The sequence below is a fragment of the Leucobacter chromiireducens subsp. chromiireducens genome (assembly GCF_016758255.1).
GTDB lineage: Bacteria > Actinomycetota > Actinomycetes > Actinomycetales > Microbacteriaceae > Leucobacter > Leucobacter chromiireducens.
On record NZ_QYAD01000006.1, the window covers coordinates 90809 to 104291 of the forward strand.

Below are 13483 nucleotides of genomic sequence, written 5' to 3' on the forward strand. Positions count from 1 at the left end.
CTACACGCCCTGTCGTTGTATGGAGAGAACGAGGAGACACAGTGCACATCAGTAACCAGTCGCCGGGTCCACGCCCCGCGAGACGACCCCTCATTTTCGGGGGGGGGGGGGTAAAGTCCTTGCTTCCGTGCTAACGGTCGCGTTGGCGTTCACCCTGACTCCCGCGACGGTGTCGTGGGCAGAAGACCCCGACACCGCGACCGAGGCGCCCACGACCAACGCCCCGCAGACCGACTCCCCGGCAGGAGATGCACCCAGCCTGGACGTTCCTGAGGGTGACGCTCCCGTGCAAGGGGACACAGGGGACGCGCCTGCCAGTGATGATGCCGGCGATGATGTCCCGGTCGTGCCGCTCGATATCGACGACCCCGACCCGACGCTGCCGACGCTCGCACTCGATGTGCGCATCAAGTCCGACGGCACCCCGGGCTGGGATGCCGATAGCAACGCGGGTAACGACTCGGGCCCGAACAACGGGGTCGTGCGCGTGAACGATACCGTCACCTACGAGGTCGAGTACGCCGTCCCTTCGAGCATGGCGGAGAACACGACGTTCACGATCACGTTCCCCAAAGGCATGGAGATCACCGAACTCCCCGGCTTCTGCCAGGCCGACGGGTCATCGATCACCCCGGCGACTGCGGGTGAGCCTACGATCCCGCTGACCGCGGACTCGATCGATGAACTCGAAGAGCAGACCCTGGTCTGCAACCGTGGCACGATCGTGTCCGGCACCGACATCGTCGACGTGACCGTGAAGGTCCTGAACCTCGCCCACCAGGGCGAGGACCTCCCCATCACCGCGGCACAGATCGTCGCCGACGGGTACAACGGTGTCGCGATCGACACAGCTGACCTTCCCAACGTGAAGGCATCGGCGCGGTTAATGTGGGACATCTCGAAGAATGGTGTCGCGCTGCAGGAGAACACCGGATACCACTATGTTCCGATCAATACTCAGTGCCCCTGGGACACGGCTCGTACGTGCAAGCAGACCACTTACCACGTGTTGTTCTCCGCTCCTGCAGGTGGCAAGGGGGCCATGCCGGCGATCGGCGATATCACCTTCACCGATGATCTCTCGCCCGCGGCGATGTATCCGTCGCTCTCCGGGACCGACATCGATGCGATCGAGGCCGACCTCGAAAAGTACGGCTCTCGTGCGTACAACGGGGGGACCGGTTACGGCGTTCCCGGCGCCAATGCCACTGGAGTGCAAGAAGGGACGTCTCGTAATGAGACGAACTCGGTACGTGATTCCGGCACGATGAGTATCTTGCAGGCAGGCCCAGGAACACCTGTCGCGCTCACCATCAAGGCTCCCGACATGAGCCTGCGTACCTATCCCAGCGAGGCTCTACGCCCGGTCGGTACCGCTCTGCCTGGAGACGCAGCCTACGCTATTGCGCAGGCAATTAACGTGTACACCCCGGTGGATGTCATCCGCGACTTCGGTACCGAATCCTCGACACATACCTCTTGGACACTCCCGACATTCAACTCATACACCGACCTCGACATCAGAGGCTTCGATCCGGTCAGTGACGTGCAGACCTCGGTCGATCAGCCCGGCGAAAACGCGACGAGCCTGCCAACTGGGGTCACTGGCCCCGTGCATTGGAACGATTACCGCACGACGACGCCCATCGTCGAGCTCACGGGGGGATTCAGAAAGCGGTTCGCTGGGCTCCCCGGCGCCGAGGGCAACATGACCTCGACGGAGTTCTCGCCAAGCAACAATATCCATGGTGAAGGACCTCCTGGGGGAGCCACGATCAACAGTGGTGGTATCACCGTGGCGCCGACGCAGACTGTGACTTCGCAGCTGTTCTTCCGAGGAACCAGGCCGGATGCGCCTGCGCCGGTGAGCGCGATTGGATGTGATGCGTGGGACAATACGAAACTCAACCTGCACGCGGTGGATGCTCCCGCGGCTGTGGGCGCTGGATACGTCTCTGCAATGCAGCGAGTGCCTTCAGAAGGCGAAGCGGTCTGGGTCTCCGGCTACAACAATGTGCCCGGAACATACTTCGCGACGCAGAAGAGCCAGGTGCCGAACGTGACGTTCCAGTACTCGGCTGCTCCCGGCGCTGAAGGCGCGGCTACCGAGTGCGGCGATGCGCAGGGGCCCTGGTACGACGACCCTTCGGAGGTTCCCGGCAACGATACTGCACTTGCCGCAGACGGGATCTATACCGCTGTGGCTCGGGTCCGCGCCTTCGTGAACCTGCCTGAACCGGTCTCCAACAACGCGATCCTGGGCGACGGGGTCTACCTTGTGATCTCGATCGCGCTTCGCGCAGCTGACAACGGCATGCCCACGGGAACGACCCTGCCGAATTACGGCGGTGTGAAAATGGTCATCGGCGAAGAACTGACGTCTGAGGAACTCCTCGCGCATGCCAATAACTGGTCGCAGGCGACTTACAATCCTGAGTCGCATGCGGGTTCGGGCGGTGACCGTCTCATCCTTGCCCATGCGCAGGCCCGTATCGATAAGCAGGTGCGCAAGGGTGACAGTGGCCAGTTCTCGGATACTCCTCCCCAGACTACGGGCGGTGATCTGGTGCAGTACCGTTTGCAGCCGTCTTTGACCTCGGGTGCCGCCACTCCAGGCATCTTGAAGGATGTCTGGGTCGAGGATTGCCTCCCCGGATCTCAGAACTACGCCTCGGCGTCGCTCACACCGGTACTCGTGCAGTCCAGCACGCCGGCGGACGCGAAGCGCCCCGCCTGCGCGACCGGTGAAACATACATTCGCTGGGTGATTCCGCAGCACGAGGTCAACAAGGCGATGGATCCGATCATCATGTCGGTGACCGTCGACCCGACCGCCGAGGACGGCGTCTACGAGAACACGGTCGTAGTGTGGGCGCAGGACGACGCGTCGACGCTCGCGCAGCGTTCGGACGAGGCGCAGATCCAGATCTCGAACATCCGCGGTGTGCGCATCACGAAGCAGCCGCTGACGCCCGTGGTGCAGGTGAACCGCGCCGGGCAGACGAACAACGAGCTGAACGAGTGGTCGGTGAGGTTCTCGAACCGCCTGCCGGGCAATGCTCCGGTGCCGAACGATCCGGACATCATCGACGTGCTCCCGAAGCAGGGGGTGCTAGGGTCTGATTTCCATGGTTCATTCACGTTCCACTCTGCCGAGGTGACCGATGGCAGTATTCAGGGCCAGCAGGTGCGTATCCTCTACACAAAGAACGCGAACCCGTCGGAAGACCCGAGGAACGCGCGGAACGGTGCGACGGGGAACATCACCTGGTGTGATGCCGATGCTGGCGGTGCTGTGGCATCCGGCAGCGGGACAGTGGCTGATTGCCCGGCGTCTGCATCTGAGGTGACTGCAGTGCGTGTGCAGCGTCCTGGCCCATTCTCCACGGGCTCCGCGATCGAGTTCACGATCCGTATGGTCGGTGTCGATAACCGCGGCGGGGACGTGTACGTGAACCGGGCGACCGGGTACGCGGACGGCCTGGAGAACGCGGTGCGTTCGGCGGAGTCCCCGGAGGTCGCGATCGAGTCCTCGATCGGTGACACCACGTGGTGGGACTTCAACCGTGATGGTGTGCAGAACCAGTGGCAGGGATCACCCGAGCAGCCCGCGACCGGCATTCCCGTGCGCGTCACGGGCACCGACGATCTCGGGAACTTGGTCGATATCTCCACCACTACCGGCGATGACGGGAAGTACGTCTTCGAGCAGTTGCGTTCCTCGAACGCGGACGGCTACACGGTGACGTTCACGAGGCCCGACGGGACGGAGTTCACGGTGAAGGCCGCGGGCGACGACCGGGCGGCCGACTCGAACGCCGACCCCGCAACGGGCACGGCAGACGCGCTCGTCCTGGGCCGTGACACGCACGATCTCACGATCGACGCGGGCCTGCTGCCCTATGGCGGGGTGCAGATCAACAAGGCGCTGACGGGGGCCGGGGCGGGCGAGTTCGCAGCCACCGACGTCCTGAAGTTCCAGGTCGTGTGCACCTTCGACCCGCAGCTCGACGGGGTCGCAGCTGTCGAGGTGCTGAATCAAGAGGTCACGCTGCCGGTGAACGGTGCGAACGCGGTCACCAGTGACGTGATGGCCGGCCTGCCGGCGTTCTCGTCGTGCACGATCACCGAAACCGACCACGGTTCCGCTGACGCGCCCGCCGCGCCGGTCACGGTGACCGTGCCGTGGGATGCGGTCGAGGAGCAGTCTGGGACCGTGACCGGTTCCATGACGAACTTCGTCTCCGCAGGCTCCGTGCAGGTGTCGAAGACCCTCGCGGGCGACGACATCGCGGTTGCGGCCGCGGCGGATCGCATGTTCGAGATCCTCACCACCTGCCAGATCGAGGAAGAGAACGACCTCGGCGAAACGATCCTCACGGACGTGTACTCAGGTGTCGTGAAGATCAAGGGCGGGCAGACGAAGTACCTCGTCGACGACAACGAGCAGCCGCGGCTGCTGCCGCTTGACGCTCGCTGCTTCGGCGAAGAAGTCAACACCGGTGGTGCTGCAGAGTCCACTGTCGACTTCGACTCGTGGGAGAACTCGGTGCCCGTCACTTCCGGGACCCCGGACGAGTTGCAGGTCCTCACGATCTCGGCCGTCAACACCTTCGAGAACGCGGAACTCACCGTCTCCAAGAAGGTCGAAGGCCCCGGCACCGGCGGCTTCTACGACTTCACCCTCGCCTGCACCATTCCAGGTGTTGGCGAGAACGGTGAGGTCGCAGACGGCGAGTACGTGCTCCCTGCGGCAGACGCCAAGTTCCGTCTGAAGGATGGTGAGTCGCGTACGATCCAGGTGCCTGCCGGGGTGTCGTGCCAGGTGAAGGAGACCAACGTCCCGGACGGGGCGAAGGTCACCATCACCGACAGTGACGAGTCGACCGAAGGCGGGGCAAGCGACGGCATTCTCGTGAACCTCACCGGTTCGGACAACACGGCGAAGGTCACAAACACCTTCCCGCCGAAGCCGCCGCTCGCGATCACTGGCGGGCAGATGCTCGGTGCCGCAGGCCTCCTGGGCGCGGGTCTCCTGCTGGTGGGCGGGGCACTGTTCCTGCTCCGCAACCGACGCAAGGAAGACGACCCCACGGCAACCCCCGCACACGGGTAACCCAACACGCGGCCCCACCCCGTCTCCGGCGTTGAAAAGCGCCGGAGACGGGTACAAGGACCCCTGGAACTCGTGGACGACTGAACGTGGCGCTGCGGGTTCTGGCCACCCCCGGAACACTGTCTCGCATGCGGGGCGAGCCGCCAGAACCCACCCCATCCCAGCCGCCCGCACCACATGCGAAAGGACAGCTTTCCTCAAGAGCACGCATTCTTCGCACCGCTCCCACTTTCCTTAGATTCCCTGGACCCCGGTTCCCCCCGATCCGGCGTTCAAGACCAGACCGCCCGCACCAGAGATGGTGCAGGCGACCGGCCCGTCACCCCCTTTCCCGGGTCTCCCTCCCGCCCCGCACCCCAGGAACCTTCCGCGCCACCCTCTCCCTCCCCCTTCTGGGAGGCGCGTTTTCTCCGAGGTTCCGGTGGTCGCGGGGAGGGGTGACGGCCGCCGTCGAGACTCCCACCGATGCCCTACAGGGTCATGACAACCACACACGGCATCGCCTCGGCGGCACCCCACGGTGCGGCTCTGGACCCCGATGACTCCCCTCACGGAGACGAGAACCCAGCCCCTTATCGGGGAGGAGAGGTCTCTGACTCCGTCCCAGGGAGACGCCGGGCTTCCAGAGCCGCACCACCCCCAACCCCAGAACGCCCCGAAACGCCTCCCCGCGCAGACACACGCCAGGACAGCGTTCTCCCCGGTGGCACCGACATACGAAGACCGGAGAGATGCACCAAGACCCCTCCCAACGGCAGGACGAGACCGCTCTCGCCCCCGGGATGGACGGAGCCTTGCCGCACCGTTTCCTCGCCACCGGTGGCGATGTCCTTCCAGCAGTCCGGGGAGTGCCGCTCACGATCGTCACCACCGTGATGGATGCGCCCGCGCGCCTGCAGGACCCGAGGATCGTGTACAAGTTCGTTCGGGCCGGGAGGGCGCAGTTCGCGTCCCCGGCCGGGAAGCTGCCGCTTTCCGCGGGAGACGTGCTCGCTATCGACGCGGGCGTGAGCTACCAGATCACCCCAGGCCCCGGGTACGAGGTGACCCGGGTCGGGTTCGACCGCCGCTATATCATCGACGAGCTCTACTGGCTCTACACCGGCCTCCTCCCAGACCGTGCCGCAGCGAAGCGCATGCTCGACGCCATCTACCGCGCCCCGATCCACGAGACCCGCCTCACCGAGCCGGTCCTTCGCCGGGTCTGCGACGTCCTCGACCGCCTCGACGACGCCCTCTCGCTCCCTCTCGGCCTGGAACACCATGCGCAGGCGATGAGCTTGTCCTGGACTCTCATCACCGAACTCGGGAGTCTCCACGCCACCCCGCCCGCGGATCCCGGCATCCCGGCCACCGCACACGCTCTCGATCTCGGGGCACGCCGTGCCGGGCCGAGACCCGAGGCTCGCATGGTTGCGGAACTCCTCGCTGCAGAGCCCGACGCCCGCTGGACGACCGTAGGGCTCGCCGCCCGCGTGCATCTGTCCCCGTCGCAACTGCGGCGCGTGTTCACTGCCACCTACGGGATACCTCCCGCTACCTATCTCGCCCGCGCCCGCGCCTACCGCATGGCCGCCCTCCTTAGCGAACACCCAGGCGTCAGCATCGCAGAAGCCGCGAGGCTTGCCGGATGGCACAGCCGCACCCACGCCACCGCCGCATTCACCAGGCACCACGGCATCACCCCCACCCAGTACCGGGCCCGCCACCGCGACGCTTCCTGAAGTCACGAACGGCAGGCGGCGCGCACAGGCGAGAGCCTGCGCCATGCCGCTGGCGAGGCGTCGCAGACGACTCATTGCTCGAATTCGGCACCCCGAAGTTGCGTAAAACAGACTTTACATGTCAAGCTGTTGATGTAAAATACACTTTACGGAATGGAGCAATGTGGGCACGGACGAGTACCGCGAGAACCAGGCCAATGGGAGCGATCGGAGCCGCTGGGGCCGCGTAAAGTTCGGCGGCAGGAGACTTCCCGCACTGTGGGCCGCCGCACCGTTTGGCGCAGCGGGCGCGGTCGCCCTGGCGCTGATCGCCGTCGCGACAGAGAGCGCGAGTTCCCGGCCAGTCCTGGGCGGGATCGCTATCGGGCTGGTGTCGCTGTGGCCTCTCACTGGCATCGTATGGGGGCTGATCGTCGACCGCAGCACCCTGCGGGGCGCGACCGCGAATCCGGAGCAGTCCGTCGAATCGCGCTGGCACGAACGCGCAGCCAGCGGCGCGTTCACCGATACCCTCCTCATCGGCGGGCTGGGCACCGTGGCGATCACGCTGAGCGGGAGCGAGCTCTCCGCCGTGTACGCGGTCGCCGCCGTGGTGCTGCTCTCGATGGCGTCCTTCGGGATCCGCTACCTCGCTCAGCGCAGGCACGGCTGAGTCGTGAAGAACAAGCTCCCTCACCTGCGCGCGGAACGAGAATGGTCACAGCAGCGCCTCGCTGAGGAACTCGGCGTCTCCCGTCAAACCATCATCTCGATCGAGCGCGGACGGTTCGACCCCTCGCTCCCGCTCGCGTTTCGCCTGGCCCGACTCTTCCACCTCCCGATCGAGGAGATATTCGAGGACGAACAATAAGAACCACAGCCCCACATACCTCGCGCGGCGAAGCACCCAGGAACCCTTCGCTCGGGTCGCTTCGGCCAGGCATCGTGGAAGCGGCCGTCGCCGGCAGGCTTCGCTCCGTCAGCGCTTCTGCCCTGAACCGCAGAGCGGGCGCCACGATTCGGTGGCTACGGGAAAGATGCGGGTGAGTGTGGTGAGCGCGGCGACGGCTTGGAGAGGAAGCACCCCGTTGCCGAGCGCGGTGAGCTGCTGATTCGCCGTCAACCCGATCCCGGGGCCGGTCACCCACCCCGGCGGGAGGCCCATGAGCCATTCCACGAACCCCGGCGAGGGACGTAACCCCTGCCCTGCCCGGTGAATGGCGGGGACTGGAGCCGTCATTCCGGTGACGTGCTCCCACCTGGCGATGGCGGTAGCGTATCGTCCCCAAGCTCGAAGATGTGCCCGACCAGGGACCACAGCATCTCCGATTCGTCCATACGCCGATTCGAGGTATCGGGCCCGTTCAGTACGAGGTCGATGACCTGATGGGAGAGCGCGATCGTTCCCCGCCTCGCCCGCACCTGATCGAGGCTTTCCCCGCCGCGAGACGAATCCGACGCCAGCGGCGTCCGGAGCAGCGGCACGGGCGAGGATGAACACACGGAACCTGGGATGCGGGGCACCGACACTGGAAGCGGGAAGGCCGAGCCATGCCGCGTCGTACCCGAGGTCGGCCAGGTCGCCAAGAACGGCGCCAAGCGCCCGGAAAGGTCGACCTGACTCGTCTCCCACACCCCACATGCCGGGTTCCAGATCGCGAAGGGTTGCAGCGGCAGGGCTTGCATGATCGTCTCCTCCAAGGGTTGCAGCAGGCGGGGTTGCATCAGCAGGGTCCGGGACGCTGCGGACTGCGGGGGCGGAGAGCAGACCGCGCACGTTCTCAATGACGACGAACCCGGGGCGGAGCTGGTCGATCGCTTCGGCCATGTGCGCCCAGAGACCGGAACGAGTGCCCGGTGCGAGGCCAGCCATCTTCCCGACGGTCGAGACATCCTGACAGGGGAACCCGCCGCAGAGAATATCCACCGGCGACACGGTGCTCCAGTCAACGGCGGTGATATCGCCGAGGTTCGGGGCATCCTGCCAATGGTGGGCGAAGACACGCTGCACGGGGCTGATCTCGGAGAACCACATCGTGCGGGCATGGAATACGTGCTCGACGGCGAGATCGAGGCCCCCATAGCCGGAGAACAGCGACCCGACACGCAGCGGCTTGAGGTCGGCGGGCGTGGCGGGGTCTTCTCGCATCGGGGCTCCCGGTGATGGGTGATCCCGGCACGCGGTGCTGCCGGATGGTCACCTCTCAGGTGCACCCGGCCCACACCCGAGAACCCACCCAGCGCCCGCGGTCAGCACCACCTATGCCCGCCACGGCAGCCCAGTCAATCCACCGCCGGCCGCCTCGTCGTCGGCCTTGCTCCCGAGCTACCACGCGTCTTGCATCTGCGGTTTACCGTAAGCGTGAATCGACCCAAGAGACGCAGACTGCAGCGGCTTTTCGATTCGTCCCGCCATAGCCAACTGTGAGCACCTTCTTCCTGCAAGAGAGAACATGAAGGAAGGGAACGTGTGATGAGCGGTTGGCCATCTGGGTGCTCTCTTTCCAAATCGTGACCTCGGTTTGAGAGCCCCACACGCTGGCGTGCAAGGTGCCGCTCGTGAGCTCAAGATTGCGGTTCACAGCGCACTTGGATTTCGACGGCCTTGGCGAAACTCAGCCCTCCTCTCCGCAACAAGGCACCAGATTCTCAGAGCTATGCGCCGAGAGCGCGGTCTTAGTGAACGAGTCACCAGCGAGGTCTGTATCGTGGCATGAAGCAAATGTGTACTGAATGCTTGCCTCCGCATAGAACACAAGCGCAACCGGTCCGGCAGAGGACGCCGAAGCGCCTGACGCTCTTGTCAGCCTGGCCCGAGTTGCACGCAGACACGAGTGCAACCCTGTGCGCAACCCCAACTGTGTGGGCGCGCATTGCCGCAACTGCATCCATCCTTTGTGATGGTCCCGAGCAGTCGGGGCTTGATGATGGCATGCCAGCAATCGTGACTCAAAACTGACCTGTTATCTTCTGGCGTGACGGGCGCTTGGGATGAAGCTCAGTGATCCGCGACTCGTACCCGGGTTCCTGCAGCTTGCGATCCCGCCCCGAACTCCGGATCGAGCAGGAAAGCGGTTGGGGCTACATTTGCTCATTTCGTTTCAGCGGCAAGGAGACGGAGGAACTCGTCCGCCATCTTGAGTTGCTCTACGAGCTTTTCGCGTCGCTCCATCGCGTCTTGCCGGAAATCCACTAGCGTGCGGCGCGCGTCCTCTTGGTCGGCGCCAGAAGGTGAAGCGCTTTCGATAGCGTGCAGGAGATCGCCCATCTGGTCGAGAGAGTAGCCGAGGGGCTTCATTCGGCGGATGAGCATCAGTCGGTCGTAGTCGCCCTCGGTATACAGTCGGAAACCTCCCTCAGAACGTCCCGAAGGTGCGAGGAGGCCGATCTCGTCATAATGACGAATGGTGCGCAGGGACAATTCTGTGCGTTCGGCGAGGTCTCCAATATGCATCATTCCCGTATCGCTCATCCCGAAGTTGTCCTCAATTCTTCTTCGCACCAACTCTCACGTTACGTTAGGGTTGATGGGTGTGACCACTAGCACCACTGTAGAAGACCGCAACCGGTATCGCCCTGAACCTTCCGTGCGCACGGCGCTTAAGACCCCGCGCCTCCTCACCCGCGAAGCGCTCGCGGGGCTGGTGGTCGCGCTCGCGCTGATCCCGGAGGCGATTTCGTTCTCGATCATTGCTGGCGTTGACCCGAAGGTCGGGTTGTTCTCGTCGTTCATCATGGCGATCACGATCGCGTTCGTTGGCGGTCGCCCCGCGATGATCACCGCAGCCACCGGGGCGATCGCACTCGTGATCGCCCCGGTGGCCCGCGAGTACGGGATGGACTACTTCATCGCGACCGTCCTCCTCGCGGGCGTGTTGCAGATCGTGCTTGCGGCGTTCGGTGTGGCGAAGCTGATGCGGTTCATCCCGCGGAGCGTCATGGTGGGGTTCGTCAACGCGCTCGCGATCCTGATCTTCACTGCGCAACTCCCACACCTGATCGATGTGCCATGGGTCGTGTACCCGCTGGTCGCGCTCGGTCTGCTGGTGATGGTGTTCATGCCGAAACTCACGAAGGTCATCCCCGCCCCGCTGGTGTCGATCGTTCTGGTCACCGCGATCGTGGTGGTGTTCGCCCTCCAAGTGCCGACGGTCGGCGATCAGGGCGAGCTCCCGAGGAGCCTGCCGGAGTTGTTCATTCCGAACGTGCCGTTGACCTGGGAGACGCTCACTATCATCGCGCCCTACGCACTCGCGATGGCGCTGGTGGGGTTGATGGAGTCGCTGATGACGGCGAAGCTCGTCGATGACGTGACTGACACGCATTCGAACAAGACGCGCGAGTCCTGGGGGCAGGGCGTCGCGAACCTCGTCTCCGGCTTCTTCGGTGGCATGGGCGGGTGCGCAATGATCGGGCAGACCATGATCAACGTCAAGGTCTCCGGGGCGCGCACCCGCATCTCTACTTTCCTCGCGGGCGTATTCCTTCTTATCCTGATCGTCGTGCTCGGCGATGTGGTCGCCGTGATCCCAATGGCGGCGCTCGTCGCGGTGATGATCATGGTGTCGGTCGGCACCTTTGACTGGCATTCCATCAAGCTTTCCACGCTGAAGCGGATGCCGAAGAGCGAGACCACGGTCATGGTTGTGACCGTTGCGGTCGTCGTCGCGACCCATAACCTCGCGATTGGGGTCGTGGTCGGGGTGTTCGTCGCGTCGGTGATGTTCGTGCGCCGTGTTGCGCACTTCGTGACCGTCAATCGGGAAGTGATGGAGCACTTCGGTGAAGAGCGCGCCTATTACACAGTCGTCGGTGAGTTGTTCTTCGCCTCGAGCAATGACCTCACCACCCAGTTCGAGTACGCCCAGGATCCCGGCCACGTCGTGGTCGATATGACGCAGTCGCATATCTGGGATGCCTCGACTGTGGCCGCGCTCGATGCGATCGTGACAAAGTACGAGCAGCATGGCAAGGCGGTCGAGCTGATCGGGATGAATGACTATACGACCGCGTTCCACACGAGGCTTACCGGCGGACTCGGCGCCGGACACTGACCTCTATCTGGCTACCCGATGATAGGCCGCTCGTCAGGGAGCCGGAAGAGTTCTCTGCGCTGTCGCACGGCGAGCGCCGACGCGAGTGCGATCGGGCCGACGCGACCCACGAGCATGAGCGCAGAGAGCACATATTTTCCGAACGGTCCGACTTCCGCAGAGATCCCGACGGACAGACCGCAGGTCGCGAAGGCAGAGACGGTCTCAAACAAGAGACGATCGAGCGTGGCGTTGCTCACGGTAGTGAGCAGGGCGGTGGCGGTGAGCACGAGCGTGGCCCCGAGGAATACGACGCTGATCGCGAGCCTGAGGGTGCTGTTCGGGATCCTGCGGCCTGCGGCATTGGTGTGCTGGGTGCCTTTCGCTTCGGCCCAGATCGCGAGGAATAGCACGGCGAGGGTGGTGACCTTGATGCCGCCTGCGGTGGAGCCGGATCCACCACCGACGAACATGAGCGCGTCGCTGAGCAGCATCGTCGTCGCTGTCATAGATTCCGTGTCGATGACAGCGAAACCACCGGAGCGCAGCATCGCCGATGCGAAGAACGCGTTTCCGATCTTCGCCCACCAGGTCTCGCCGCCGATCGTGGCCGGGTTCGCCCACTCGAACCCCGCCCAGGCGATCGTGCCGAGTACGAACAACACGATGGTGGTGATGATCGTGAGCTTCGTGTGGAGCGTCCAACGCTTCCGCGTCCACTTTGCACGGATCAGGTTCAGGAACACGGGGAACCCGAAGCTCCCGACGAACACGCCGATCGCAAGTGAGGACAAGATCCAGGGGTTGTTAGCGAACTGGCCGATGCCGCCGACATGCGGCGTGAAGCCCGCGTTCGCGAATGCCGAGATCGCATAGAACACTCCGTACCAAAGTCCCCAACCGAAGGACCCTTCGACGACGATGAATGCAGGGACGAGGACTAGCATCAGGACGAATTCGATCGTGAATGTCGTGACGACTACGACCCGGAGGAGGCGCTTCACGTCCCCGAGCCCGGTGGTGCCAATGCTCGACTGCGCGAACACCCGGCCGCTGACCCCGAGTCTGCGGGTCACCATCCGTGCAAGAAGCAGCGCGATCGTAACGACCCCGAGCGCGCCGGTCTGGATCGCGGCCAAGATCACGACCTGCCCGAACATCGACCAATGCTCGCCCGTGTCGACCGTCGTGAGCCCGGTAACGGTCACCGCCGACACCGCCGTGAACAATGCATCGGGGAGCGCGGTTATTGTGCCGGTGCGCGATGCGATCGGCAACATGAGCAGCGCCGTGAACAGCAGCACCGCGGCGGCGAACACCAGAATCGCGATGCGGGCTGGCGAATGGCCGGCGAGATACCGGGTGCGGGCAATGACGCGGTGGGCAAGGTCGCGCACACGTGCTAACGCGATGCTCCCGGTGCGCGTATCCATAGGGGTGTCCTCAACATTCATGAACACCACCCGGACAGGCGGTGTGCCGACCAGACTTCCCGGCGCACCGCACTCGACTCTACTCCGCAACACCAGAAACATTGAAGTCTCTTTCCACGGCAGGTCTTGCGCGTGGAGAGCAGCGAGAGCGTAGAGTGGGAGACCGCTGCGCGGCACTGCCGCATCCAGCGGATGGTG

The 13483-nt window shown here is 64.4% G+C and carries 8 protein-coding genes; 5 read left to right on the top strand and 3 right to left on the bottom strand.

Features of this window, described 5'->3' with window-relative positions; genetic code table 11:
• The first annotated feature begins 127 nt into the window (after nt 1-127).
• From D3226_RS15115 to D3226_RS14350, 4 genes are all read left to right on the top strand, one after another.
• On the top strand, nt 128-5116 hold the full coding sequence (locus D3226_RS15115; RefSeq protein WP_130452356.1) for a DUF5979 domain-containing protein: 4989 nt from the start codon (nt 128-130) through the stop codon (nt 5114-5116).
• A 731-nt stretch (nt 5117-5847) separates the two neighbouring features.
• Nucleotides 5848-6840, top strand: coding sequence for an AraC family transcriptional regulator (locus tag D3226_RS14340; protein WP_130452357.1), 993 nt, complete (start codon nt 5848-5850; stop codon nt 6838-6840).
• A 163-nt stretch (nt 6841-7003) separates the two neighbouring features.
• Nucleotides 7004-7492 (top strand): hypothetical protein, encoded by a 489-nt coding sequence (locus D3226_RS14345; RefSeq protein ID WP_130452358.1) that lies wholly within the window; start codon nt 7004-7006, stop codon nt 7490-7492.
• A 3-nt stretch (nt 7493-7495) separates the two neighbouring features.
• On the top strand, nt 7496-7690 hold the full coding sequence (locus D3226_RS14350; RefSeq protein WP_130452359.1) for a helix-turn-helix transcriptional regulator: 195 nt from the start codon (nt 7496-7498) through the stop codon (nt 7688-7690).
• A gap of 108 nt (nt 7691-7798) precedes the next feature.
• Here D3226_RS14350 and D3226_RS14355 read toward each other — a convergent pair whose 3' ends face one another.
• Both D3226_RS14355 and D3226_RS14360 read right to left on the bottom strand, forming a co-directional pair.
• The gene (locus D3226_RS14355) at nt 7799-8968 is read right to left on the bottom strand and encodes a DNA cytosine methyltransferase (RefSeq protein WP_202383251.1); all 1170 of its coding nucleotides are present in this window, start codon (nt 8966-8968) and stop codon (nt 7799-7801) included.
• 942 nt (nt 8969-9910) lie between these two features.
• On the bottom strand, nt 9911-10291 hold the full coding sequence (locus D3226_RS14360) for a MerR family transcriptional regulator (protein WP_130452361.1): 381 nt from the start codon (nt 10289-10291) through the stop codon (nt 9911-9913).
• 55 nt (nt 10292-10346) lie between these two features.
• Here D3226_RS14360 and D3226_RS14365 point away from each other — a divergent pair, with 55 nt between their 5' ends.
• Entirely contained in the window at nt 10347-11873 is a 1527-nt protein-coding gene (locus D3226_RS14365) for a SulP family inorganic anion transporter (RefSeq protein ID WP_130452362.1), read from the top strand.
• A gap of 11 nt (nt 11874-11884) precedes the next feature.
• Here D3226_RS14365 and D3226_RS14370 read toward each other — a convergent pair whose 3' ends face one another.
• Nucleotides 11885-13285: a TrkH family potassium uptake protein gene (locus D3226_RS14370; RefSeq protein ID WP_130452363.1), complete on the bottom strand. Its 1401-nt coding sequence runs from the start codon at nt 13283-13285 to the stop codon at nt 11885-11887.
• Between the last annotated feature and the right edge of the window lie 198 nt (nt 13286-13483).

Bases quoted from the DNA above. Each gene is read 5' to 3' on its own strand.
- D3226_RS14365 (WP_130452362.1), top strand. From the start codon at position 10,347: ATGGGTGTGACCACTAGCACCACTGTAGAAGACCGCAACCGGTATCGC.
- D3226_RS14355 (WP_202383251.1), bottom strand. From the start codon at position 8,968: ATGCGAGAAGACCCCGCCACGCCCGCCGACCTCAAGCCGCTGCGTGTC.
- D3226_RS14360 (WP_130452361.1), bottom strand. From the start codon at position 10,291: ATGAGCGATACGGGAATGATGCATATTGGAGACCTCGCCGAACGCACA.
- D3226_RS14370 (WP_130452363.1), bottom strand. From the start codon at position 13,285: ATGGATACGCGCACCGGGAGCATCGCGTTAGCACGTGTGCGCGACCTT.
- D3226_RS14340 (WP_130452357.1), top strand. From the start codon at position 5,848: ATGCACCAAGACCCCTCCCAACGGCAGGACGAGACCGCTCTCGCCCCC.